This window comes from Amycolatopsis pretoriensis (genome assembly GCF_900107925.1).
GTDB lineage: Bacteria > Actinomycetota > Actinomycetes > Mycobacteriales > Pseudonocardiaceae > Amycolatopsis > Amycolatopsis pretoriensis.
Genome location: NZ_FNUJ01000012.1, coordinates 32179 through 55734 on the forward strand (window position 1 = coordinate 32179; position 23556 = coordinate 55734).

Genomic DNA, 23556 nt, shown 5'->3' on the forward strand with positions numbered 1-23556 from the left:
GCGATGACCACGACCCTCCCGACCGGCCGGAGCAGCTTCACCGGCGCGACCGCGGTCCGGCTCGACGGCGTCCGCAAGACGTTCGGCCCGGCCGGCCGGGCGGTCGTCGCGCTCGACGGCGTCGACCTCACGGTCGCGCCCGGCGAGTTCGTCTGCCTCCTCGGCGCGTCCGGCTGCGGCAAGAGCACGCTGCTGAACCTGGTCGCGGGGCTCGACGCGCCGTCGGCGGGGGAGATCACGCTGAACACGTCGCGGCCCGCGGTCATGTTCCAGGAAGCCGCGCTGATGCCGTGGCTGACCGCGGCCCGCAACGTGGAACTGCCGCTGAGGCTGGCCGGTTTCGGGCGCGCCGAGCGCCGCGAAAAGGCCGCCGAGCTGCTGGAACTGGTCCGGCTGACCGACGCGGGCGGCAAGCGACCGCACGAGCTGTCCGGCGGGATGCGCCAGCGCGTCGCGCTGGCCCGCGCGCTGGCCGCGACCCTGCGCGTCGGTGGCGATCCGGAGCAGGCGCTGCTGCTGATGGACGAGCCGTTCGCCGCGCTCGACGCCATCACGCGCGACGTCCTGCAGGGCGAACTGCTGCGCGTCTACCGCAGCACCGGCACGTCGGTGCTGTTCGTGACCCACGACGTGCGTGAGGCCGTCCGGCTCGGGCAGCGCGTCGTGCTGCTGTCGTCTCGCCCGGGCAAGGTCGTGCGCGAGTGGACGGACGTGCCGCTGGCCGACGCCGAGGAGCTCACCGAGGAGATCACCGGGCACCTGCGAGAGGTGATCAGCACCCATGCCGCAGCTTGACCAGTCCGAAGTGGACGCAGCAGACGACCTGGACGCGGTCGGCGCCGGACTGGACTCGCTCGACGCCCCGGTCGGCGAGCGCCGTCCGAGCTTCTGGAAGCGCTTCGCCTGGGGGTTCCTGCCCCCGGTGGGCGCGCTCGTCCTGCTGATCGTCGTCTGGCAGGTGCTGTGGGCCGCCGCGTTCTGGTCGGAAGCCCAGCTGCCCGCGCCCCTCGCGGTGTGGGACGAGTTCTGGAGCCGGGTCGTCGACGGCCAGGTGTTCGGCTTCGTCTGGACGTCGGTCCACCGCGCCGCGCTCGGCTTCGTCGCCGGAGTGCTGATCGGCACCCCGCTCGGCCTGGTCGTGGCGAAGGTCCGCGTGGTCCGGGCGGCGATCGGGCCGCTGCTGACCGGGCTGCAGAGCCTGCCGTCGGTGGCGTGGGTGCCGGCGGCGATCCTGTGGTTCGGCATCAACGACGGCGCGATCTACTTCGTCGTGCTGCTCGGCTCGGTGCCGTCGATCGCGAACGGCCTGGTGTCCGGCATCGACCAGATCCCGCCGATCCTGCCGAGGGTGGGCCAGGTGATGGGCGCGAACCGCCTGTCCTCGGCGCGCCACATCCTCCTCCCGGCGGCACTGCCGGGGTTCTTGGCGGGGTTGAAGCAGGGCTGGGCGTTCTCGTGGCGCTCGCTGATGGCCGCGGAGCTGATCGCGTTGTCGCCGCAGCTGGGGGTGGGGCTCGGGGCGTACCTGAACCAGGGGTCCTCGCTGAACAGCATCGAGACGGTGATCGCGGCGATCTTCCTGATCCTGCTGGTGGGGATCGGGATCGAGCTGCTGGTGTTCCGTCCGCTGGAGCGGGCGGTGCTCCGGGCGCGCGGGCTGACTTCGTCGCTGTAGAAATTCTTCGCCGCCGGATGTCGAAGCCGGGCTCGCGGCGCCGATGTCCCTTCGAAAGCCGACGAAGGGAGATTGGCGATGACGTCCGTTCTGCTCGAGGGCATTGCCTTCGGTGAGTCCCCGCGCTGGCACGGCGGCCGGCTGTGGTTCGCCGACTGGCTCGCGCACGAAATCGTGGCCGTCACGCCGGCCGGACAGCGCGAGGTCGTCTTCCGCGCGGACTTCCCGACGATGCCGATGTGCTTCGACTTCCTCGACGGCGAGCCGCTCGTCGTCTCCTCCGAAGACGGCTTGCTGCTGCGGCTCACGGAGTCCGGTGTGAAAACGCACGCCGACCTGGGCGGACGTGGGTTCAACGAGATCGTGGTCGCGCCCGACGGCGGCTGCTACGTCAACGGCGGCGGCTTCGACCTGATGGCCGGCGAGGAGTACCGGCCGGGTTCGATCCTGCACGTCACGCCGTCCGGGGAAACGCGTCGCGTGGCCGGCGGCATCGCCTTCGGCAACGGCATGGCCCTGACCCCGGACGGCGCGACGCTGATCGTGGCCGAGTCCTACGCGCACCGGCTCACGGCGTTCACCGTGCTCCCGGACGGCGGCCTCGCGGACCGCCGCGTGTGGGCCGACCTCGGCGACGGCGCCCCCGACGGCATCGCGCTCGACGCCTCGGGTGCGGTCTGGGTGTCGGACGTGCCCCACCGGTCGTGCACGCGCGTCCGCGCCGGGGGAGAGGTCCTCGACCGGCTCGAATTCGACCACGGCTGCTTCGCCTGCGCCCTGAGCGACGACACGTTGTACCTGGTCACGCAGGAGTGGCGCGGCCTCGACGGCGTCGGCGGAGAGCGGACCGGACGCGTCCTGGCGCACCCGGTCGAGGTCGGCCGGGCCCGGTGACCTCGCTCACGGAACGATGCCCCGCCGGTGTTCGTTGACGGTACCTACGGCACCGTAACTTACGGTCGCGTAGCCCCGATCCCCGGAAGGACGTGCGCATGACCGTCTCCGAGAGCACCGCGCTCATGTACGAGCTCGAGGGGACGGTCGAGGAGAACCTCAACCGCCACCTCGCCGCCGCGCAGGAGTGGATGCCGCACGAGTTCGTGCCGTGGAGCGAAGGCCGGAACTTCGCCGACCTCGGCGGCGAGGCGTGGGACCCGGAGCAGTCGCGGGTGACACCGATCGCGCGCACGGCGCTCGAGGTCAACCTGCTGACCGAGGACAACCTGCCGAGCTACCACCGCGAGATCGAGCGCGCCTTCGGCCGCGACGGCGCCTGGGGCACGTGGGTGCACCGCTGGACGGCCGAGGAGGGCCGGCACGGCATCTGCATCCGCGACTACCTGCTCGTGACGCGGGCGGTCGACCCGGTCGAGCTCGAGCGGATGCGGATGGCGACCATGCAGGCCGGCTACGAGACCGAGGACAAGCCGCTGCTGCGGGTCTGCGCGTACGTCTCGTTCCAGGAGCTCGCGACGAGGCTTTCGCACCGCAACACCGGCCGCTACACGCAGGACCCGCTGGCGGAGAAGCTGCTGACCCGCGTGTCCACGGACGAGAACCTGCACATGGTGTTCTACCGCAACCTGGTGAAGGCGGCGTTCGAGATCGCCCCGGACGCGACGATGCGCGCGATCACGGACGAGGTACTGGACTTCGCGATGCCGGGCGCGGTGATCCCGAGCTTCGCCCGAAAGGCGGCGCTGATCGCCAAGGCCGGCATCTACGACCTGCGCATCCACCACGACGACGTCGTGCAGCCGCTGCTGCGGTACTGGAAGGTGTTCGACCGGACGGGCTTCGGCGAGGTCGGCGAGACGGCCCGCGAGGAGCTGGCGGCGTTCCTCAAGGGGCTGAACACCCAGGCGGCGCGGTTCGAGGAGCGCCGGGACGCCGCAGCCGCACGGGCTGCCGCGCGGGGGCTCCCGGCAGTCTGACCACGAATAAGGCCGTGAATGGCACATTGAGGGACTTGGCGTCCCTGAATGTGCCATTCACGGCCTTGGTCGGCTGTCTGGCGGAAGTGAGTTTCAGCGGCCGGTGCGTCGGGAGCCCGCCCGGGTGCCTGACGAGAACGCCGCCGCGCCGCCCGAGCGGTTGCCCGTCGCCGGGGCACCCGAGCGCCGCGAAGCGCCGCCTGCGGCACCACCCGACCGCCGGGACCCACCCGAAGCCGGAGCGTCGGACCGGCGAGATCCACCCGAAGCCGGGGCACCCGAGCGTCGCGAGCCACCCGAAGCGGCCGCACCGTCCGACCGCCGCGGGCCACCCGAAGCGCCGCCGGAACGGCCGGAGCGCGGCTGCTCCTCGCGCCGCGTCCGGGCCTGCTGGCCGCCGCGGTTCTCCTTCGGCGCGCCACCCCGGCGGCCACGACCCGCACCCGGGGCCGCGCCCGAAGCCGTCACCTTCTTCGGCCGGTTGTCCACCGCCGGCGCCTTCGAGAACGTGCGCTCGCCCGGAGCCAGCTCCGCGAGAAGCGGGTGACCCGGGCCGAGCTGGGTCGTCGTCGGCTTGATGCCCGCCTTGCGCGTCAGGTCCCGCACGTCGCGGACCTGCGCGTCCGTCATCAGTGTCACCACAGTGCCCGACGCCCCCGCGCGCGCCGTGCGGCCCGAGCGGTGCAGGTACGCCTTGTGCTCCACCGGCGGGTCCGCGTGGATGACCAGCCGGACGTCGTCGACGTGGATGCCCCGCGCCGCGATGTCCGTGGCCACGAGAGTGCGAGCCGTCCCCGAAGAGAACGCCTCGAGGTTGCGCGTGCGCGCGTTCTGGCCCAGGTTGCCGTGCAGTTCCACCGCCGGCACGCCCGACGCCACCAATTTGCGCGTCAGTGCCTTCGCGCGGCTCTTCGTCCGCGTGAACACGAGCGTGCGGCCCGGCGCCGCCGTCAGGTCGACCAGCACCGGCAGCCGGTGGGTCTCCTCCAGGTGCAGGACGTGGTGCTCCATCGTCGACACCGGCGACTGCGCCGAGTCGACGCTGTGCGTGACCGGGTCGCTCATGAAGCGCTTGACCAGCACGTCCACGCCGTTGTCCAGCGTCGCCGAGAACAGCAGCCGCTGCCCGCGCGAGGGCGTCGCGTCCATGATCCGCCGCACCTCGGGCAGGAAGCCCAGGTCGGCCATGTGGTCGGCCTCGTCCAGCACGGTGATCTCGACGGCGTCGAGCTTCACGTGCCCGGAGCGCATGTGGTCGGCGAGCCGGCCGGGGCAGGCGACGACGATGTCGACGCCGTCACGCAGCTTCGTGATCTGCGGGTTCGCGCTGACGCCGCCGAAGATCGTCGTGGTCTTGAGACCCAGCGGCTTGGCCAGCGGCAGGATCGACGCCTCGATCTGCGTCGCGAGCTCGCGGGTCGGCGCCAGGATCAGCGCGCGGGGGCGCCCGGGCCTGCGCCGCGTCGGGCCCGCGGCGAGGCGGGCCAGCACGGGCAGCACGAAGCCGTAGGTCTTGCCGGAGCCGGTCCGGCCGCGGCCGAGCACGTCACGCCCGGCGAGGGTGTGCGGCAGGGTCGCCGCCTGGATCGGGAAGGGCGCGGTGACGCCCTGGGCGGCCAGCGCGTCCACCAGGGTGGCGGGCAGGCCGAGTTCAGCAAAAGTGCTCATAAGCTTGTGGGCGCGCTAAACGCCCTGGTCTCCATAACCTGAGAAGGGTTGTCCTGCCCGGCGCAGACCGGTCAACGGCCGCGGCGCGTGGTAGTCGACAACAGCAGCGGGCCGAGGCAGAACTGAGCGGCCCGCATGATCAGTGTACCGAACGAAGGTGACATACCCCCAGTGAGATTGCCCGCACCTAGGGGTCTTGCTAAGTTACCGGTCAGTAATCGAGGAGGACGACCATGCTGCTGAACCCGCGCGAGTACGACCCGGCGCACTTCGACGCCGAGACGCGGCGCCTGCTGCGCGCCACCATCGACTGGTTCGAGCAGCGCGGCAAAGCGAAGCTGACCGAGGACTACCACGCCCGCACCTTCTACGCGGACTTCCTGGAGTTCGCGGGCAAGGAAGGCCTGTTCTCGACGTTCCTGACGCCGTCCGCGAACGCAGGTGGCAACCCGGACAAGCGCTGGGACACCAGCCGCGTCGCCGCGCTGTCGGAAATCCTCGGCTTCTACGGCCTGAATTACTGGTACCCCTGGCAGGTCACGATCCTCGGCCTCGGCCCGGTGTGGCAGAGCGCCAACGCGGAAGCACGGGAGCGCGCGGCGGCCGCCCTCGACGCCGGCGGCGTCGGCGCGTTCGGACTGTCCGAAAAGGACCACGGCGCCGACATCTACTCGTCCGACCTGGTGCTCACGAAGGACGGCGACGGCTACCGCGCCACCGGCTCGAAGTACTACATCGGCAACGGCAACTGTGCGCGCACTGTGTCCGTCTTCGGCCGCATCGACGGCGTCGAGGGCCCGGACCAGTACGTCTTCTTCTACGCCGACTCCGAGCACCCGAACTACCACGTCGTGAAGAACGTGGTGCCGTCGCAGATGTACGTCGCCGAGTTCCGGCTCGAGGACTACCCGGTGCAAGCCGGCGACATCCTGCACGTCGGCGCGGAAGCCTTCAGCGCCGCGCTGAACACCGTCAACATCGGCAAGTTCAACCTCTGCTTCGGCGGCATCGGCATGGCGACGCACTCGCTGTACGAAGCCATCACCCACGCGCACAACCGCGTCCTCTACGGCAACCCGGTCACCGACTTCCCGCACGTGCGCCGCGAGTTCGTCGAGGCCTACGCGCGGCTGACGGCGATGAAGCTGTTCTCCGACCGGGCCGTCGACTACTTCCGCAGCGCGAACCCGGACGACCGCCGCTACCTGCTGTTCAACCCGATCACCAAGATGAAGGTGACGACCGAGGCGCAGAAGGTGATCGGCCTGGTCGCCGACGTCGTCGCGGCGAAGGGCTTCGAAGCCGACACCTACCTGGCGATGTCGAAGAACGACATCGACGGCCTGCCGAAGCTCGAAGGCACGGTGGCGGTGAACCTCGCGCTGATCGCGAAGTTCATGCCCGCGTACCTGTTCGCGCCGCAGGAGTACGCCCCGGTCGGCACGCGCACCGACGCCGCGGACGACGAGTTCCTCTTCCGCCAGGGCCCCGCGCGCGGGCTGTCGAAGATCCGGTTCCACGACTGGAAGACGGCCTACGCCGAAGCCGCGCACATCCCGAACGTCGCGCTGTTCACCGAGCAGGCGGGCTACCTGGTCAAGCTGCTCACCGAGGCGGCGCCGGACGAGGCGCAGCAGAAGGACCTCGACTTCGGGCTCGCGCTGACCGAGCTGTTCACGCTGATCGTGTACGGCCAGCTGGTGCTGGAGCAGGCGCGGATCACCGGCCTGGACGACGAGGTCGTCGACCAGATCTTCGCGGTGCTGGTCCAGGACTTCAGCGCGGCGGCGGTGGACCTCAACGGCAAGGCGAGCTCCACCGACGCGCAGCAGGCGATCGCGCTGGCCGCGCTGCGCAAGCCGGTGGTGGACGCCGAGCGCTTCGAGAACGTCTGGGCGCGCGTGCGGGCGCTTTCCGGGGTCTACGCCATGCAGCCGTGATGGCCAGGGACTACCGGCTCGGCGTGACGCGGAAGGCCGCGAACGTCGTCGTGAAGGCGTTGCTGGCGCGCGGGCTGCCGGTCACCGGGGGCACCGGGTTCCTGCTGACCACGCGCGGGCGCCGCAGCGGCGCCGACCGGACCACACCGGTCAACGTCCTCGAGGCCGGCGGCGACCGGTGGCTCGTCTCGCCGTACGGGCAGGTCGGCTGGGTGCACAACCTGCGCGCCGACCCGACCGCCCGGCTGTGGCGCGGCCGCCGTCGCGAGACGTGGACGGTCGAGGAGGCCGACGCCGCGACGGCCGGTCCGGTGCTGCGCGCGTACGTCCGCAAGATCCCCGTCACAGCGCCGTTCTTCGACGCGAAGCTCACCGCCTCCGTCGATGCTTTCGTGGCGGAAGCCGATCGACACCCGGTCTTCCGGTTGGCAAGATCACGGACGTGAACCGAGAGCGGGCGGCGGAGCTGATCTGGGACGCGTGGCAGACCGGCAAGCGCCTCGACGGACTGCCCGGGGATGCCCGTCCGCGCGACGCGGCCGAGGGCATGGCCGCGCAGGCCGCGCTCGCCGAGCTGGCCGGGCCGGTGTCCGGCTGGAAGATCGCCGCGACCACCGCGTACGCGCGACAGTACCTCGACGTCCCGGGCCCGCTGCCCGGGGTGATGTTCGAGCGCTTCCGGCACGCCGAGGGCTCGCTCGTGCCGGCCGACACGATGACCATGGGCGTCGCCGAACCCGAGTTCGCTTTCCGGCTCAAGGCCGACCCGGGGTTGTCGCCGTCGCTGACCGCGGTGCTCGACGCCGTCGACACGATGTTCCTGGCGCTCGAAATGCCGGACAGCCGCTACACCGACCACCAGCACGCGGGCGGGCCGCAGCTGCTGGCCGACGTCGCGTGCGCGGGCCGGTTCGTCGAGGGCCGGCCGGTGCCGGGCTGGCGCGACCTCGACCTGCCGCGCCGGCAGGTCGTCCTGCACGCCGACGGCGAAGAGTTCTCGCGCGGCAGCGGCAGCCTGGTGCTGGGCGACCCGAGGCTGGCGCTGCACTGGCTGGCGATGGAACTGAGCCGCCACGGCCGGTCCCTGCGCCCGGGCGACGTCGTGACGACCGGGACGGCGACCCCGCCGTGCCCGATCCACGCGGGCGGCCACGTCGTCGCCGACTTCGGCGAGCTGGGCAGCGTGGAGGTGCGGTTCGCCGGGGGAGGGTAATCCGGCGGTCGCGGAGCTATCGTCGGCGCGTGGGCGAGCGCGGCAGGCCACGGCACCCCGACCGGCTGACCCCCGCCGAGTGGCGGGTGGTCGACGCGGTCCGCCACGGCCTGAGCAATGGTGAGATCGCCCGGCGGCGCGGCACCAGCCGGGACGCGGTCAAGTTTCACGTCGGCAACGCGGTCCGCAAGCTCGGCCTGGCCGGGCGGGCCGAGCTGCGCGCGTGGCGCGGCGCCCCGGCGGACAGCGCGCTCGGCCGGGCCGGCGAGGAGGAACCGATGCTGGGACCGATCGGGCAGGTTTCGCGGACCGTCTCCGACCTCGAGCGCGCGAAGGAGTTCTACGGCGACGTCCTCGGCCTCCCGCACCTGTACACGTTCGGCGACTTGGCGTTCTTCGACTGCGACGGCGTCCGGTTGTTCCTGACCGCCGGCGAGCCGAAGGGCGCCGAATCGGTGCTCTACTTCCGCGTCCCGGACATCGAAGGGGCTTATGACGCGTTGCGGGCCCGCGGTGTCGAGTTCCTGGGCGCGCCGCACCTGATCTTCCGGCACGAGTCCGGGGTGGAGGAGTGGATGGCCTTCTTCACCGACCCTGACGGCCACGCCACCGCGCTCATGAGCCAGGTCTCGCTAGGGTGATCGGGTGCTGACGTTCCGTGCCGGGTTCCTCGTGCTCGCCGCGGTCGTCCTGCTGCTCGACGGGGGTTTCTGGTGGTTCGCGCACACCCAGCACCGGACGACCGCGCGGATCGGCTTCCTGGTGGCGTTCGTGCTGCTGCTGGCGCTGCTCGCGGCGGCCGCGGGGCTGGTGCGGTGGGAAGTCGCCGCCCCGCGGGCCGCGGCGTCGACGTCGGGCCTGTTCTTCGTCGGCGCGGCGGCGATCTTCTCCGTCGGCATCGGGTTCCTGCTGGCCGCGGTGGTCGGCGCGGCCCTCGTGCGACGGCTGGTGCTGGACTCGTCACCCCGCGGGTGGCGCGGCGGGACGTGGCTGATCAGCGCGTCGGCGGCGGTGGTGCCGGCGTTCCTGTTCGCGGCGGGGCTGGCGTTCCTGCGTTGAAGTTCACTCCTTCACGGCCGCGCCGGCCAAGGCGATGGACTGGTTGGCCTCCTCGAGCTGCGTCGTCTCGTCCGTGATCATCGCTTCTTCGGGGTGCCATTGCGGCGTCCACACCAGGCCCGGCTCGATCATCCGGAAGTCGCCGAATAAGTCCTGGATCTCCCGCTTCGGCCGCCAGAGGACGGGGCTGCCGGCGGTGTCGTACATCGCCTTGATCCGGCCCAGCATTTCGGCGGTCCCGTCCGGGACGCCTTCGCCGGTGACGTGGGAGATGCCGAGGTAGGAGCCGCGGGCGAGCAGCTCGCGGTAGGTGCGGACGACCTGCGGCCCGAGGTCGTCGGCCGCGGGGCTGTCCGGCGCCGGCAGTTGCCGGATGTGGAGGACGGCGATCATCAGGAGGCCGACCGGCTGCTCCAGGTCGATCACGCCGGTCGCCGCGATCTGTTCCCACAGGGCCGTCGGGTCGCGGAGGTCGGCGTGGATGACGGTGTGCCGGTCTTCGTCGCCGTACTGGCGCAGGAGGCTTCGCGAGTGGGCGACGGCGACGGCGTCGTGGTCGACGTAGGCGACCCGGACTTCGCCGGGGGCGACCTGGTCGGCGACTTCGTGGGCGTGGCCCATCGTCGGGACGCCGGACCCGAGGTCGACGAACTGCCGGATCCCCTGCTTCGTCAGGTGCCGGACGAGCCGGTGCAGGAACAGCCGGTTCGACCGGGCGATCATCCGCATGATCGGGAACTCGTCGAGCAGTTTGCCGGCGACTTGGCGATCTATTTCCCAGTTGGCGTCGCCCCCGAGGAAGTAGTCGTACATGCGGGCGACACTGGGGTGGCTGAGATCCACCCCGTCCGGCGGAAACGGCTCTTCTCCGGTTTTTTCCACTGACTGCTCCCCGTTGCGGCAACTGTCGGATCAGCGTATTGGGCGGTGTGCTCCGTCGCAGGCGGCATCAGGGTGACGACGGGTGCCGGTCGAGGGCTTTTTCGAAAACGGCGCGTGTCTGTTCGGTATCGAGGGCGGACTCGGACAACTCGTCCCAGCTTTTGTAGAGGTGGCCGAGATCGAGCCCGCCCGGGTCCGTTGTCACCAAAGTGCGCAGCAGATCGCTGTAACCGAGAGTGGGTCGCGGATCGGCGAACTCCATGATCGTGAAGTCGGGGTTGACGTGCAGCCGGTTCGAGAAGGGAACGACCCGGATGTCGATGTTCGCGTTCCGGTCGATGAGGTCGATGAGGTGTTTCAACTGGTCGACCGCGACGTACTCGTTCACGGTCGCGCACCGGACGACTCGTTCCACCGCGCTTTCACTGATGAGGAACTCATAGCGGCAACCGGGGTTCTCCGTGAAGGCCCGGACCGTGCGTGCCGCCCGGCTGCTCACCGCGTCGGCGATGTCGTCGACGTCGTGTTCGCGAAATTGCGCGATCATGTAGCTTTCGGCCTGCAGGAGACCCTTGAGGCGCTCGCCGGTCCAGCTCAGGATCCGGCTCGCGGACGGTTCGCTTTCCAGGATCCGGCGGAACCACGACGCGCCGGTTTCGAGCAGGTCGTGGTCACGCTTCTGCCGGCCGAGCTCGTTGGCGCTGTTCAACCGCCGGAGTTCGGACCTCTCCTCGGTCGTCGCCCCGAGGGCCGTCAGGACCTTTTCGAGGACGCCCGGGCTGAGCTTGTACCCCTTCTCCAAGCGGCTGATCACGGTCTGGTGGTAGTTGACCAGCTTGGCGAGGTTTCCCTGGGTCAGGCCGGCCCGGTCGCGGAGGTCGCGCACCATCAGCCCGAGCTGCCGTCGCAACTGGCTGTCGTCTGGTGTGGAGGGCGGCCGCGCCACGTGGGTCGTCCAATCGGGAGGCTTGGTGCCCCGATGATAGTAGGCGCGGCAGCCGCACACGTACGCTCAGTCGGCCCGGTGGCGGTTCCCGGGCGCACCGGTCATCCCCGGTGGAAGGTGCCGCCCGCCAGGGCGCGGGCGAACGTCTCCCATTCGGCCGTCGAGAACACGAGGACGGGGCTGTCCGCGAGCTTCGAGTCCCTGATCGCGACCAGGCCCGGCCGGTCGACGTTGATCTCCACGCAGTCGCCCTTGTCGGGGCCGCACAGCGGGGTCCGCTGCCAGCGGTCCGGGGCGAACGACTTTTCGGCTTCCATCGGGTCGTATTTCGTGCAGTCCATGGCTCCCCCTGTGTCAAGCGTTTGTCGCAAGTTGGAATATCTGGCTTATTCAGGCTTAGATCTTGAATATTCCGATGGCAAGGGTGGCGGACGAGAGGGCGCCACCCGGGTGAAACATTCACCCGATCGGTGGGGCTCCGGGGCTGCGGTGGCCGTCGCCGCTTTGCTTGGGATATCGCGATTCCGTTCTTGTTGACGGACGACCAATGCTGCTTCGAGCGCCGTCGGCGGAGTTCGCTGAGGGCCTCCACGTATTCCAGCACCGATTTTGAATACGTCGCCTCCGCTTCCATGCGACGCCCGAGGAGCAACTTCGATTAGGCCGTTGGGTTGAGTGCGGCCGTCCGGCGGTGGTACGCACGGTGAAACACGTCGCCGAGGCTTGCCGTCAAGTGTCGCCAAAGTGTGACACCTTGCGGCATTGGGGTGATTTCGACGGTCGGGAAAGGTGGCCGGCCGCTTCCGCGCAACTGTGCGCACCGTCGTGTTGGGACAACTAGGTTGGGATTCCCGTGGAGGCGCCGCCCGCGCCTTCGTTCTTCCGGACAGATCCGGGTGGACCGACCACCAGAGCAAAGGTGAACCGCTATGCGCTCTACGACGCCCGGCGTCGGCGCGTCCGACGCCCCGGCCGACGGGGTGAGCGCCGCCCGGCGAAGAGGACCGCGCACCCGCGGGCGGACGGCCTTGGGCCGGCTGCCCTCGACGGCGGCGTTCGACAAGCCCGGGAAGCCGTCTCCGCTGAACCCGGACGAGCGCAAACTGGTGCTCTTCTTGCTGGTCACCCTGGCCGACGACCGGGGAAGCCTCGCGCTGACGCGCCGGCGGCTCATCGACGCCTACGGGAGCCGGGAGGGCCACTGGTGCGCGGGCAAGACGACGGACTCGCTGCTGCACCTGCTCGCCAAGTCGATCGGCCAGGGGGCGACGAGCCCGCCGCCGTGGGAGCGGATCGTCGACATCGTCAACGCCGCGGTCCCGCGTGCGCGCCGGAGTGCGGTGCTGGGCCAGGCCGCGGCACTGTTCGCGCGGAGCGTCGGGTGGGACCGCCCGGCCCGCGGCTACGACGGCCCGTTTTCGCCACCCGCCTGGATCGACGAGCCGTGTGTCACGGTCGAGATGATCGTCGGGGAAGGGGTCGAGCCGGAGGAGCCGGTTGAGGCACCGTTGCGGGCCGGCCCCGGACCCTCGGTCCCGGCCCCGCGCGTGCCGGGTGCGAAGGCCAGGGGAGAGCGGCCGCTGTCGGTCGCCACGGCAGCGCACCCGATTGATGACCCGGGCGCCCTGCGGCAGGTGATGCTGGCGATGGCCGAGACGACTCGGTTGCTCGACCAGCAGGTCGAGGCGTTGCGGGAGTCGCTCAAGTCGCACCAGGTCGCGAACTGGAAGCTGCGGTCGGAGAACCAGCGGCAGCGGAGCCTGCTCGAGCAGTTGCTGCGCGAGAAGTGCCCGGGAGTGTCCACAGACACTATTCGACAACTGATCACCGAGCAGTTGCGTTCGATCATCACGCCGGACCCGCCGAGTCCCCGGCCACTACACGGCTGACTGGTCCGCGCGGCAGTTCTGCGCGCCGGCACCCCGCTACGACGAGGCTCTCCCGGGCGCTGCGCTGCTGACCCGGCGGAGCGGCCACCTCTCTCAAGCGCTGCGCTGCTCGCCCCGGCGGCGCGGCCCCGCCTCTCGACTTTGTCCGCCAATCTGACACAGCACCGCCCCGGGGCTCTTCTCGTCCGGTTGCATCGACCCCCGGCTGTGGCAAGTCGGCCGAGTAGGCCCCTGGCCTGCCGGGCAACTGATGGGCCACTGATGAGCGTGCGATGACGCGTTCAGTGCCCGTTCAGTGCCGCTCGGTTCCCGATTAGTTGCCGTTCAGTTTTCGCGACGCCAGAAGAACAGTGTCCTTTCAGTTGTGATTCAGTTGAAGTTCAGCTTCCGGGTTGGTTGGCGAATACTGTCCGATTACTTGGCAATTCTGTTCCCGTGGAAACTGAACAGGGACATACGTTCCACTGGTCGACGCGTTGACCGGTTGGCGCGCACGTCCAACCGTTGGTCGAAATCGCTTCCATGGTCAACCGCCCCCTGACTAACCTCGAAAGCGACGCTGAGCTTCGCCGCAAATAACGAACGCCGGAGGTGTGCCTTGCGCGAAAATCCAGGAAGAGCAGCCGAGTGCAGCCTCGGGTCTCGTGTGGCCGCTGAGCCCGAAAGCCTTCTGTGCAGCCACATCCCGAAGACCTCGGCGCACCCCGCGTCGAGGCTCCTGCCGTTGGGAGGAGCCGCAGTGCGGCCTACGCCGCCGCAACAAAATTAGGAGATCGTGTGTCCGGAAAACACCGGAAAAGGGAGGCCAGCAGGGCCGGTTGCGTGGTCATCGTCGTTTTCACGATGCCCCTGCTGATCCTGCTGACCACCCTCGCTGACCAGGCTCCACACCTGATCGGCTGACCCGGTCCCTCTCCCGAAGAACCGCGGCGCGGGGCCGGAGCAACCGGTCGGCACCAGGCCGGTCCCGCGCCGCCAAGTATCGCATCTTCGTCGCCACCTGGGAACCGTCGCACTCCCACTTGGGGTAGCCCACCTCGATGAATGGAACAGTTCATGACTGACGAACGCCGCACCTCGAACCGCCGCGTCGTCGCCGCCCGGATCCGGCTCGGCGTTCCTCGTGCCGATGGGCGCCGGGCGGGGGAGCGCGACCGGCAGGTTCATTTCGTTGCCCTGCGCTCGGACCAGCCGACCCCGCTCGTGCTGAGAACCCTCTGCGGTGATCCATTGGCCCGGGAACAAACGGAGTTGCTCGACCACATCGCGGGGATGCCCTGCGTCCGCTGCCTGGCGCACGTCCCCCAGCACAGCCGGCGTTCGGCGTAGCGGTCCGAAAAGCCGTGAAGGCCTCCTCGCCGGGCAAAACCCGGTAAGGAGGCCTTCACGGAAACGTCCTACTTGCCGAACCCGGCCCGCCGCAAGGCATCCGCCATCGACCCACTGGCAGCGGAGTTGCCCCCGCGGTCCCGGCCACCGCCGCCACGCTGACCGCCGCCACCGGAACCGCCGCGACGCTGACCGCCACCGCCGCCACCCTGCTGACCGCGATCACGACCGCCGCCGCCACCACCGCCGCCACGCGACGAGGAGGCGCCCGGCTCGTCGTCCAACCGCAGCGTCAGCGAAATCCGCTTCCGCGGCACATCGACGTCGAGAACCTTGACCTTCACGATGTCCCCGGGCTTCACGACCTCCCGCGGATCCTTCACGAAGTTCTTCGACAGTGCCGAAACGTGCGCCAGCCCGTCCTGGTGCACCCCGACGTCGATGAACGCCCCGAACGCGGCCACGTTCGTCACGACACCCTCGAGCCGCATCCCCGGCTTCAGGTCGCCGATCTTGTCGACGCCCTCGGCGAACGTCGCCGTCTTGAAGGCGGGACGCGGGTCGCGGCCCGGCTTGTCCAGCTCGGCCAGGATGTCCGTCACCGTCGGGAGACCGAACGTCTCGTCCACGAAGTCACCGGGCCGAAGCGACGACAGCGTGCGCGTGTTGCCGATCAGTGACCGCAGGTCCGAGCCCGTCGACGACAGGATCCGCCGGACCACCGGGTACGCCTCCGGGTGCACCGACGACGAGTCCAGCGGGTCGTCGCCGTCCGGGATGCGCAAGAAGCCCGCGCACTGCTCGAACGCCTTCGGGCCCAGCCGCGCGACCTCCTTCAGCGCCGTCCGGGACCGGAACGGCCCGTTCGTGTCGCGGTGGGACACGATGTTCTCCGCCAGCCCCGTCGTGATGCCCGAGACGCGGGTCAGCAGCGGCGCCGAAGCCGTATTCACGTCCACGCCGACCGCGTTCACGCAGTCCTCGACCACCGCGTCCAGCGAGCGCGACAGCGACACCTCGGACAGGTCGTGCTGGTACTGCCCGACGCCGATCGACTTCGGGTCGATCTTCACCAGCTCCGCCAGCGGGTCCTGCAGCCGCCGCGCGATCGAGACCGCGCCGCGCAGCGAGACGTCCATGCCGGGCAGCTCGGCCGAAGCGAACGCCGACGCCGAGTACACCGACGCACCCGCTTCCGATACGACGGCCTTCGTCAGGTTCAACGCCGGGTGCTTCTTGATCAGCTCCTGCGCGAGCTTGTCCGTCTCGCGCGACGCCGTCCCGTTGCCGATCGAGATCAGGTCCACCTTGTGCCGCGCGCACAGCGCCGCGAGCTCGGCGATCGACTGGTCCCACTTGTTCGCCGGCTGGTGCGGGTAGATGACGTGGGTGTCGACGACCTTGCCGGTCGCGTCCACGACGGCCACCTTGACCCCGGTGCGGAAGCCCGGGTCGAGGCCCATCGTCGCGCGGGTGCCGGCCGGCGCGGCGAGCAGCAGGTCGCGCAGGTTGGACGCGAACACGCGCACGGCGTCGTCCTCGGCCGCCTGGCGCAGCCGCATCCGCAGGTCGATGCCCAGGTGCAGGAGGATCTTGGTGCGCCACGCCCAGCGCACGGTGTCGCCGAGCCACTTGTCGCCCGGGCGCCCCTGCTGGGTGATGCCGAACTTCGCGGCGATGCGCGCCTCGTACTCGGTCGGCCCGACCTGCGGCTCGTCGGTGGGCTCGTCGGGCGACATCGTGAGGTCGAGGACCTCCTCCTTCTCGCCGCGCAGCATCGCGAGGATCCGGTGGGAGGGGAGCTTGGTGTACGGCTCGGAGAAGTCGAAGTAGTCGGAGAACTTGGCGCCCTCGTCCTCCTTGCCCGAGCGGACCTTGGCGACCAGGTGCCCCTGGCCCCACATCTTCTCCCGCAGGTCGCCGATCAGGTCGGCGTCCTCGGCGAAGCGCTCGACGAGGATCGCGCGGGCGCCGTCGAGGGCCGCCTGCGCGTCCGCGACGCCCTTGTCCGCGTCGACGAACACCGCGGCCGCCGCCTGCGGGTCCGTGGTCGGGTCGTTCAGGAGGCCGTCGGCCAGCGGCTCGAGACCCGCTTCGCGCGCGATCATGGCCTTCGTGCGGCGCTTCGGCTTGTAGGGGAGGTAGATGTCCTCCAGTCGCGACTTGGTGTCCGCGGCGAGGATCGACGCCTCGAGGGCGTCGTCGAGCTTGCCCTGGCTCCGGATCGACTCGAGGACGGCGAGCCGGCGCTCGTCGAGTTCCCGCAGGTAGCGCAGCCGCTCCTCGAGCGTGCGCAGCTGCGCGTCGTCGAGCATGCCGGTGACTTCCTTGCGGTAGCGCGCGATGAACGGCACGGTCGACCCGCCGTCGAGCAGGTCGACGGCGGCCTTGACCTGCCCTTCGCGCACGCCCAGTTCTTCGGCGATCTTCTGCTCGACCGACACGCTCACTGCAACACGCTCCTGCTTCGCCTGGTTCCGATCGTCTCATTCTGCCGTTTCCGCCACCCCGACTTTCGGATGGGGCTCCTTGACAATCAGATTGGTCTAGTCCATTTTGTGGTGACCTGCCTCACCACCGTCGTGGAGGTCGCCCGTGGTCCCCAAGGTCCGGCTAGCCCTGCTTTCCCTACTTTCCGTGGTCGCGCTCAGTCTCGGCGTGACGTTCGTCCTCGCCGGCAACGCCGCCGCGGCGAACATCCTGGCCAACCCGGGCTTCGAGTCCGGCACCTCGGGCTGGACGTGCACCGCCACCCCGACCGCGGTGAGCACGCCGGTGCACAGCGGCAGCCGCGCGCTGAGCGCGACGCCGACGTCGTCGGACAACGCGCAGTGCTCGCAGACGCTCACCGTCTCGGCGAACACGGCGTACAAGCTGTCGGCGTGGGTCCAGGGCAGCTACGTCTACCTGGGCGTTTCCGGCTCGGCGACGACCAGCACGTGGACGCCGGGCGCGAGCGGCTACCAGCAGCTGTCGCTGAGCTTCACGACCGGCTCGAGCACGTCGCTGACGGTGTACCTGCACGGCTGGTACGGCCAGCCGACGTACTACGCCGACGACGTCAGCCTCGACGGCCCGGGCACCCCGCCGCCGACGACGCCGACGACGCCGACCACGCCGACCACCCCGACGACGCCCCCGACCACCACCACTCCGCCGACGACGACCACGCCGCCGCCCACCCAGGGTGACCTGCCGAAGCACGTGCTGACCGGTTACTGGCAGAACTTCTACAACGGCGCCAAGGCACTGAAGCTGGCCGACGTGCCGACGAAGTACAACATCATCGCGGTGTCGTTCGCCGACGCCACGGGCACGCCGGGCGCGGTGAGCTTCACGCTCGACTCCGGCCTGTCCTCGCAGCTCGGTGGCTACACGGACGCGCAGTTCAAGGCGGACGTCCGGACGGTCCAGGCGCGCGGCCAGAAGGTCATCATCTCGGTCGGCGGCCAGAACGGCACGATCAGTGTCAGCGACTCGAACTCGGCGAACAACTTCGCGAACAGTGTCAAGTCACTGATCTCCAACTACGGGTTCGACGGCGTCGACATCGACCTCGAGAACGGCATCAACGCCACGTACATGGGCCAGGCGCTGCGCAGCATCTACAACGGCGGCGGCAAGGTCATCACGATGGCGCCGCAGACGATCGACATGCAGTCGACGCAGGGTGGCTACTTCCAGCTGGCGCTGGGCATCAAGGACATCCTGACGGTCGTCAACATGCAGTACTACAACTCCGGCTCGATGCTGGGCTGCAACGGCAACGTCTACTCCCAGGGCACGGTCGACTTCCTGACCGCGCTGGCGTGCATCCAGCTCCAGGGCGGCCTGCGCGCGGACCAGGTGGGCCTGGGCCTCCCGGCGTCCTCGCAGGCGGCGGGCGGCGGCTACCAGGCGCCGTCGAACACGGTGTCGGCGCTGAACTGCCTGGCGAAGGGGACGTCGTGCGGCAGCTTCAAGCCGTCGGCGACGTACCCGTCGATCCGCGGCGCGATGACGTGGTCGATCAACTGGGACGCGTCGAACGGGTACGCGTTCGCCAATACGGTTTCGGCGGGTCTCGCGGGCCTGCCGTGACCGTGCGCTGAAGTAGGCCCTCCCGGAGGCGCGGCCGGGAGGGCCTCTTCACGTTCAGCGGTAAGGGCGGAAGAACTCGCGCAGCTCCGCCGCGTACAGCTCGGGCTCCTCGAACGGCGCGAAGTGCCCACCCCGCTCGGGTTCGGTGACCCGCGCGACGTTCGCCGCCCGCTCGAGCCAGGCCCGCGGCGGCGGCAGGATGTCGCCGGGGAACAGCGAAAAGCCGGACGGCACCTCGACGCGCTCGGCTCTGCGCGCCGGTGGGATCCCGGCGTTCGCGTGGTACATCCGCATCGACGAGCCGATCGTCCCGGTGAGCCAGTAGAGCGTCACATTGGTGAGGATCTCGTCCTTCGTGAAGCTCCGCTCGACGTCACCGCCGCAGTCGCTCCACGCCCGCATCTTCTCGACGATCCACGCGGCCAGCCCGACCGGCGAGTCGGTCAGCCCGAAGGCGGCGGTCTGCGGCTTCGTGCTGTGCATCGCCGCATAGGCCCCTTCGGTCGCGCGCCAGGCCGGCCACGCGGCCAGCCAGTCGCGTTCTTCCGGCGTGAGGTCCGCCGGGTCGCCGGTGAACACCGGTGCGACCGCGTCCGTCCGGTGCAGCGCCACCACCCGCTCGGGGTGGTCGAGCGCGAGGAAGCGGCCGACGTGGCTGCCGATGTCCCCGCCCGCCGCGCCGAACCGCTCGTAGCCGAGCGTGCTCATCAGCTCGGCCCACAGCCCGGCGACGGCGACCGAGTCGACGGCCGCGTGGCCGGAGTACCCGAAGCCCGGCATGTCCGGCACGACGATGTCGAACGCGTCGGCGGGGTCGGCGCCGTGCGCGCCGGGGTCGGTCAAGAGCGGGATCACCTTCGAATAGCGCCAGAACGAGTCCGGCCAGCCGTGCGCGAGGACCAGCGGCAGCGCGATCCCGGACGGCGCCTTCGCGTGCACGTAATGGATCCCGTGCCCTCCCACCGAAGTGCGGAAGCGGGGGAGCCGGTTCAGCGCGGCCTCCTGCGCCGCCCAGTCGAACTCCTCGGCCCAGTAGGTGACCAGCTCGCGGAGGTAGGCGACGTCGGTGCCGAGCGACCAGCCGGCGTCCTCGGGGGACTCCGGCCAGCGCGTGGCCCGCAGTCGTGCTCGCAGGTCTTCGATCGTCGCCGGAGGGGTCTGCGGGCTGAACCGCTCGGCGGTGGGGTGCTCAGTCATCGACACCACTGAAACGTATAGCCGGTGTCGCAATTCGTCAACACCGGTATCGAGTTACAGTGGTGTCATGGTGGGCGATCTGACCTTGGTCGAGCAGTTCCTCAACACGCTCGACGAGCGGAGCTTCCGCAAGCACGGCAAGCAGCACGTGCCCGCCGACCACCTGACTTCGGTCGACGAGCTGGCGAGCTGGCTCGCGGACCACGGTTTTCCCGGGCATGGGGGCGAGGCCGGCTTGGCCGCCGCGCGCGCCCTGCGCGCCGCGCTGCGGGAGACGCTCGGCGGCGGGGGCGGCGAAGCTCTCGGCGATTTCCCGCTGCGGCTGGCGCCGGACCCGGACGGCCGCTTGCGCGTCGCCGCGGACAGCGGCGTGCCGGGCCTCGACGCGATCGTCGAGGCGGTGGCGGTGAGCGTGGCCGGCGGCGGCTTCCACCGGCTGAAGCTGTGCGCGGCGGAGGACTGCCGGTGGGCCTTCCACGACACGTCCCGCAACGGCGGCGGCCGCTGGTGCGGGATGGAGACGTGCGGCAACCGGGCGAAGACGCGCGCCTACCGCCGCCGTCCGGCTACACCGGCGTGATCGGAAGCCGCAGCGCGCCCGGCGCCTCCGAAGGCACGGCCGGGTTCTTCGGCGCCACCGCCGCCACCCGCCGGTAAGCGGAGCCCAGGTCGGGGCGCGGATCCGGCTCACCGTGATTCGGCCAGAACGCCATCGCCCGCTCGGCCTGCGCGGTGATCGTCAGCGACGGGTTCACGCCCAGGTTCGCCGAGATCGCCGAGCCGTCGACGACGTGCAGGCCCGGGTACCCGTACAGCCGCTGGTAGGGATCGACGACGCCGGTGTCGGGGGAGTCGCCGATCGCGCAGCCGCCGATGAAGTGGCCGGTGATGGGGATGTTCGCCATGTCCGTCCAGGCCCCCTGCGGGAGCCCGCCGATCTTCTCGGCCACCCGGCGGGTCACCTCGTGGCCCGGTGGGATCCACGATGGTGACGGCTGTCCCGCTCCCTGGCGGGTCGTCATCCGGCGGCCGAACAGCCCGCGTTTCGTGTACGTCGTCACGGAGTTGTCGAGCGTTTGCATCACCAGCAGCCCGATCATCCGCTCCGACCACCGGCGCGGGTTGTGGATCCGCAGCAGGTTCTTGCGGGAACGCCACAGCTCGCGCAACCCCAGTACCCACCGGCGGCGGCCCGGTTCGCCGTCCACCAGCACCGTCGCCATCAAGCCCATCACGTTGCTGCCGCGCCCGTACCGCACCGGCTCCACGTGCGTGACGTCGTCCGGGTGGATCGATGACGTGATCGCGACCCCGCGCGAGTAGTCCGTATCCGACCGCAGCGACCGCGCCGCCAGCACGGCTTCGGAGTTCGTCCGGGCCAGGAGCCCCAGCCGAGGCGACAACGCGGGCAACGTCCCCGTGTCGCGCATCCGGTGCAGCAACCGCTGCGTCCCCAGAGCCGCCGCCGAGAAGACGACCTGCGACGCGGTGAACGTCCGGCGGGAAACACCGCCGGTTCGCCGCGTGCCGACCGCGTACCCGCCGTCGATCGGCCGGACGGAAACGGCGGTGGTCAAGGGATGAACCACCGCGCCCGCCTGCTCGGCCAGGTACAGGTAGTTCTTGACGGTCGTGTTCTTCGCCCCGACCCGGCACCCGGTCATGCACTCGCCGCACAGCGTGCAGGAGGAGCGCAGGGGACCGGCGCCGCCGAAGAACGGGTCCACCCCGGACTGTCCGAAGTAGACGCCGACCGGCGTGCGGCGGTAGGTGTGCCCGATGCCCATGTCCGCGGCGACGTCCCGGAGCACCCGGTCGGCGGCCGTCGTCGCCGGGTTCTCGACCACGCCCAGCATCCGCTTCGCCTGGTCGTAGTACGGCGCCAGCTCGTCCTTCCAGTCCGTGATGTGCGCCCACTGCGGGTCTTCGTAGAACTTGTCCGGCGGCTCGTACAACGTGTTCGCGTACACCAGCGAACCGCCGCCGACGCCGGAGCCGCTCATCACGAACGTGTTCTTCAGCAGCGTGAGCCGCTGGATGCCGAAGCAGCGCAGCGCCGGCGCCCACAGGTACTTCCGCAGCCGCCACGACGTCTTGGCGAACTCGTCGTCGGCGAACCGGCGGCCGGTCTCCAGCACGCCGACGCGGTAGCCCTTCTCGGTCAGCCGCAACGCCGTGACGCTGCCGCCGAACCCGGACCCGATCACCAGGACGTCGTAGTCCATCACGCCACCACCCGGTAATCGGCCACCTCGAGCCGCCGGGTCCGGCGGTCGTACTCGGTGACCAGGCCCGGCCAGTTGGTCGTCACCCGGCCGTCGGCCTGGCGGTACCAGCTGGTGCACGCGCTCCAGACGCTGTGGCCCAGCCGCTTCTGAACCTCGCGGTCGTAGCGTTCTTCGACGTCCGCTCGGACGTCCACATAGGACACACCCGGCCGGGAAAGCTGCTCCACCGCCTGGCGGATGTAGCGCGCCTGGCGCTCGATCATGTAGATGATGGACCCGGCGCCGAGGTTGGTGTTGGGCCCGTAGACGCAGAACATGTTCGGGAAGCCGGGCACGGCCATGCCCAGGTACGCCCGCGCGCCGCCGGCCCACTCGTCCCGCAGCGACCGGCCGTCGAGCCCGGTCACCTTCATCCGGCCGAGGAACTCCGTCGCGGCGAACCCGGTGCCGTACACCACGACGTCCGCCTCGAGCTCAGTCCCGTCCTCGACGAGCACGCCGCGCGGGGTGATCGACGAGATCCGCCGCGTCTCGACGTCGACGTTCGGCTGCGCCAGCGCGGGCAGGTACTCGTTGGTGAACAGGATCCGCTTGCAGCCCAGGGGATAGGCCGGCTTCAGCTTCGCCCGCAGCTCGGGGTCCTTGATGTGGCGGCGCCGCAGCTGCGCGGTCCGCAGCTCGAACATCTTCGCCAGCATGGGGTGCTTGGTCATCGCGTACGTCGCGTACTCGGCGAGCAGGAAGATCCGCAGCCGGCCGAGCAGCTGCGTGGGCGGCAGGTGCTCGAACAGCCAGTGCTGCCAGCGCCGGTAGCTCGGGTCGGACTTCGCCATGACGTACGGCGGCGTGCGTTGGAAGACGGTGACGTGCTTCGCGTGCTTGCGCAGCTCGGGCACGAACTGGACGGCGCTGGCGCCGGTCCCGATCACCGCCACGCGCTTGCCGGTCAGCTCGACGCCGTGGTCCCAGCGCGCGGAGTGGAAGGCGTCGCCGGCGAAGCTCTCGCGGTTCGGGAGGTCCGGCAGCACCGGCCGGGACAGCTGGCCGACGGCCGGGACGAAAACGTTTGCTTCGTACGTTTCGCCCGTGGTTTCGACGCGCCAGACGCCGCGTCCGGCGTCGAACGCGGCCCCGGTGACCTCGGTGCGGTACCGGATGTGCGGCTCGAGGCCGTACTTGGCGATGACGCGGCGCAGGTAGGCCAGGATGTCGGGCTGGTAGGAGAACCGCTTCGGCCAGCGCGGGTTCGGTTCGAAGGAGTACGAGTACAGCGGCGACGGGATGTCGCACGCGGCGCCGGGGTAGGTGTTGTCCCGCCAGACGCCGCCGGGCTCGGCCGCGCTCTCCAGGATCGTGAAGTCGGTGAACCCGGCGCGCTTGAGCTCGACCGCCGTCCCGATGCCGCCGAACCCGGTGCCCACGATCAGCACCGACGGCCCCTTCGCCGAACTACTCATGGAGAAAAAGCTACGCAGCGGGAGCCTGTGACAACAGGCCACGAACGGTCACCCGATCG

At 70.2% G+C, this 23556-nt stretch carries 21 protein-coding genes; 13 read left to right on the forward strand and 8 right to left on the reverse strand.

Annotated elements, in window-relative coordinates:
• Nucleotides 1-3 precede the first annotated feature (3 nt).
• From BLV96_RS40910 to BLV96_RS40925, 4 genes are all read left to right on the forward strand, one after another.
• The gene (locus tag BLV96_RS40910) at nucleotides 4-795 is read left to right on the forward strand and encodes an ABC transporter ATP-binding protein (RefSeq protein WP_086677525.1); all 792 of its coding nucleotides are present in this window, start codon (nucleotides 4-6) and stop codon (nucleotides 793-795) included.
• Nucleotides 782-1675, forward strand: coding sequence for an ABC transporter permease (locus tag BLV96_RS40915; protein WP_086677527.1), 894 nt, complete (start codon nucleotides 782-784; stop codon nucleotides 1673-1675). The genes BLV96_RS40910 and BLV96_RS40915 overlap by 14 nt, the downstream gene beginning before the upstream one ends.
• A 78-nt stretch (nucleotides 1676-1753) precedes the next feature.
• Entirely contained in the window at nucleotides 1754-2569 is an 816-nt protein-coding gene (locus tag BLV96_RS40920) for an SMP-30/gluconolactonase/LRE family protein (RefSeq protein ID WP_244180881.1), read from the forward strand.
• Nucleotides 2570-2667: 98 nt separating this feature from the next.
• Nucleotides 2668-3609 carry an acyl-ACP desaturase gene (locus BLV96_RS40925; protein WP_086677531.1) on the forward strand — a complete coding sequence of 314 codons (942 nt, stop codon included), beginning with the start codon at nucleotides 2668-2670 and terminating at the stop codon, nucleotides 3607-3609.
• A gap of 93 nt (nucleotides 3610-3702) precedes the next feature.
• On the opposite strand, the gene BLV96_RS40930 is transcribed toward BLV96_RS40925, so the two are convergent.
• On the reverse strand, nucleotides 3703-5277 hold the full coding sequence (locus BLV96_RS40930) for a DEAD/DEAH box helicase (protein ID WP_086677533.1): 1575 nt from the start codon (nucleotides 5275-5277) through the stop codon (nucleotides 3703-3705).
• 233 nt (nucleotides 5278-5510) lie between these two features.
• Between BLV96_RS40930 and BLV96_RS40935 the strand changes: the two genes are divergently transcribed.
• From BLV96_RS40935 to BLV96_RS40955, 5 genes are read left to right on the forward strand one after another with little or no spacing between them, the layout of a single operon-like run.
• The gene (locus BLV96_RS40935) at nucleotides 5511-7217 is read left to right on the forward strand and encodes an acyl-CoA dehydrogenase family protein (protein WP_086677535.1); all 1707 of its coding nucleotides are present in this window, start codon (nucleotides 5511-5513) and stop codon (nucleotides 7215-7217) included.
• On the forward strand, nucleotides 7217-7663 hold the full coding sequence (locus BLV96_RS40940; protein WP_208608466.1) for a nitroreductase family deazaflavin-dependent oxidoreductase: 447 nt from the start codon (nucleotides 7217-7219) through the stop codon (nucleotides 7661-7663). Before BLV96_RS40935 ends, BLV96_RS40940 begins: the two co-directional genes overlap by 1 nt.
• Nucleotides 7660-8430, forward strand: a complete 771-nt coding sequence (locus BLV96_RS40945) for a 2-keto-4-pentenoate hydratase (protein WP_086677538.1) — start codon at nucleotides 7660-7662, stop codon at nucleotides 8428-8430. Before BLV96_RS40940 ends, BLV96_RS40945 begins: the two co-directional genes overlap by 4 nt.
• A gap of 29 nt (nucleotides 8431-8459) precedes the next feature.
• A complete protein-coding gene (locus BLV96_RS40950) occupies nucleotides 8460-9071 on the forward strand; it encodes a VOC family protein (protein ID WP_158104155.1) in 612 nt (203 codons plus the stop codon).
• 4 nt (nucleotides 9072-9075) lie between these two features.
• Nucleotides 9076-9489: a hypothetical protein gene (locus BLV96_RS40955; RefSeq protein WP_086677542.1), complete on the forward strand. Its 414-nt coding sequence runs from the start codon at nucleotides 9076-9078 to the stop codon at nucleotides 9487-9489.
• A gap of 3 nt (nucleotides 9490-9492) precedes the next feature.
• Here the strand turns inward: BLV96_RS40955 and BLV96_RS40960 are convergent, their stop codons facing one another.
• The 3 genes from BLV96_RS40960 to BLV96_RS40970 all read right to left on the reverse strand — a co-directional run bounded on the left by BLV96_RS40960 (nucleotide 9493) and on the right by BLV96_RS40970 (nucleotide 11658).
• Entirely contained in the window at nucleotides 9493-10371 is an 879-nt protein-coding gene (locus BLV96_RS40960) for an SAM-dependent methyltransferase (RefSeq protein ID WP_086677546.1), read from the reverse strand.
• Nucleotides 10372-10438: 67 nt separating this feature from the next.
• The gene (locus tag BLV96_RS40965) at nucleotides 10439-11281 is read right to left on the reverse strand and encodes a helix-turn-helix domain-containing protein (protein ID WP_143051101.1); all 843 of its coding nucleotides are present in this window, start codon (nucleotides 11279-11281) and stop codon (nucleotides 10439-10441) included.
• Between the two features lie 137 nt (nucleotides 11282-11418).
• Nucleotides 11419-11658 (reverse strand): DUF397 domain-containing protein, encoded by a 240-nt coding sequence (locus tag BLV96_RS40970; RefSeq protein WP_086677550.1) that lies wholly within the window; start codon nucleotides 11656-11658, stop codon nucleotides 11419-11421.
• 588 nt (nucleotides 11659-12246) lie between these two features.
• On the opposite strand from BLV96_RS40970, the gene BLV96_RS40975 reads away from it, so the two are divergent.
• Complete coding sequence (locus BLV96_RS40975; RefSeq protein ID WP_143051102.1) at nucleotides 12247-13206, forward strand: hypothetical protein; 960 nt, start codon at nucleotides 12247-12249, stop codon at nucleotides 13204-13206.
• A 1056-nt stretch (nucleotides 13207-14262) separates the two neighbouring features.
• A complete protein-coding gene (locus tag BLV96_RS40980; RefSeq protein ID WP_143051103.1) occupies nucleotides 14263-14535 on the forward strand; it encodes a hypothetical protein in 273 nt (90 codons plus the stop codon).
• Nucleotides 14536-14603: 68 nt separating this feature from the next.
• Here BLV96_RS40980 and BLV96_RS40985 read toward each other — a convergent pair whose 3' ends face one another.
• The gene (locus BLV96_RS40985) at nucleotides 14604-16985 is read right to left on the reverse strand and encodes a Tex family protein (RefSeq protein ID WP_086677555.1); all 2382 of its coding nucleotides are present in this window, start codon (nucleotides 16983-16985) and stop codon (nucleotides 14604-14606) included.
• Nucleotides 16986-17130: 145 nt separating this feature from the next.
• Here BLV96_RS40985 and BLV96_RS40990 point away from each other — a divergent pair, with 145 nt between their 5' ends.
• The gene (locus BLV96_RS40990; RefSeq protein ID WP_086677557.1) at nucleotides 17131-18615 is read left to right on the forward strand and encodes a chitinase; all 1485 of its coding nucleotides are present in this window, start codon (nucleotides 17131-17133) and stop codon (nucleotides 18613-18615) included.
• A 54-nt stretch (nucleotides 18616-18669) separates the two neighbouring features.
• Here the strand turns inward: BLV96_RS40990 and BLV96_RS40995 are convergent, their stop codons facing one another.
• Nucleotides 18670-19812, reverse strand: a complete 1143-nt coding sequence (locus BLV96_RS40995) for an epoxide hydrolase family protein (protein ID WP_086677572.1) — start codon at nucleotides 19810-19812, stop codon at nucleotides 18670-18672.
• A gap of 67 nt (nucleotides 19813-19879) precedes the next feature.
• On the opposite strand from BLV96_RS40995, the gene BLV96_RS41000 reads away from it, so the two are divergent.
• Nucleotides 19880-20392, forward strand: a complete 513-nt coding sequence (locus BLV96_RS41000) for a CGNR zinc finger domain-containing protein (protein WP_086677560.1) — start codon at nucleotides 19880-19882, stop codon at nucleotides 20390-20392.
• Here BLV96_RS41000 and BLV96_RS41005 read toward each other — a convergent pair.
• Together BLV96_RS41005 and BLV96_RS41010 are read right to left on the reverse strand one after the other, a co-directional pair.
• A complete protein-coding gene (locus BLV96_RS41005; protein WP_086677562.1) occupies nucleotides 20379-22037 on the reverse strand; it encodes a GMC oxidoreductase in 1659 nt (552 codons plus the stop codon). The two genes, BLV96_RS41000 and BLV96_RS41005, sit on opposite strands and share 14 nt — an antisense overlap.
• Nucleotides 22037-23497: a flavin-containing monooxygenase gene (locus tag BLV96_RS41010; protein WP_086677564.1), complete on the reverse strand. Its 1461-nt coding sequence runs from the start codon at nucleotides 23495-23497 to the stop codon at nucleotides 22037-22039. Before BLV96_RS41010 ends, BLV96_RS41005 begins: the two co-directional genes overlap by 1 nt.
• Between the last annotated feature and the right edge of the window lie 59 nt (nucleotides 23498-23556).

Excerpts from the sequence above, each read along its gene's own strand:
- BLV96_RS41005 (WP_086677562.1), bottom strand. The coding sequence starts at position 22,037 with ATGGACTACGACGTCCTGGTGATCGGGTCCGGGTTCGGCGGCAGCGTC.
- BLV96_RS40980 (WP_143051103.1), top strand. The coding sequence starts at position 14,263 with ATGACTGACGAACGCCGCACCTCGAACCGCCGCGTCGTCGCCGCCCGG.
- BLV96_RS40915 (WP_086677527.1), top strand. The coding sequence starts at position 782 with ATGCCGCAGCTTGACCAGTCCGAAGTGGACGCAGCAGACGACCTGGAC.
- BLV96_RS40975 (WP_143051102.1), top strand. The coding sequence starts at position 12,247 with ATGCGCTCTACGACGCCCGGCGTCGGCGCGTCCGACGCCCCGGCCGAC.
- BLV96_RS41010 (WP_086677564.1), bottom strand. The coding sequence starts at position 23,497 with ATGAGTAGTTCGGCGAAGGGGCCGTCGGTGCTGATCGTGGGCACCGGG.
- BLV96_RS40930 (WP_086677533.1), bottom strand. The coding sequence starts at position 5,277 with ATGAGCACTTTTGCTGAACTCGGCCTGCCCGCCACCCTGGTGGACGCG.
- BLV96_RS40940 (WP_208608466.1), top strand. The coding sequence starts at position 7,217 with ATGGCCAGGGACTACCGGCTCGGCGTGACGCGGAAGGCCGCGAACGTC.
- BLV96_RS40995 (WP_086677572.1), bottom strand. The coding sequence starts at position 19,812 with ATGACTGAGCACCCCACCGCCGAGCGGTTCAGCCCGCAGACCCCTCCG.
- BLV96_RS40920 (WP_244180881.1), top strand. The coding sequence starts at position 1,754 with ATGACGTCCGTTCTGCTCGAGGGCATTGCCTTCGGTGAGTCCCCGCGC.
- BLV96_RS41000 (WP_086677560.1), top strand. The coding sequence starts at position 19,880 with ATGGTGGGCGATCTGACCTTGGTCGAGCAGTTCCTCAACACGCTCGAC.
- BLV96_RS40970 (WP_086677550.1), bottom strand. The coding sequence starts at position 11,658 with ATGGACTGCACGAAATACGACCCGATGGAAGCCGAAAAGTCGTTCGCC.
- BLV96_RS40935 (WP_086677535.1), top strand. The coding sequence starts at position 5,511 with ATGCTGCTGAACCCGCGCGAGTACGACCCGGCGCACTTCGACGCCGAG.
- BLV96_RS40910 (WP_086677525.1), top strand. The coding sequence starts at position 4 with ATGACCACGACCCTCCCGACCGGCCGGAGCAGCTTCACCGGCGCGACC.
- BLV96_RS40925 (WP_086677531.1), top strand. The coding sequence starts at position 2,668 with ATGACCGTCTCCGAGAGCACCGCGCTCATGTACGAGCTCGAGGGGACG.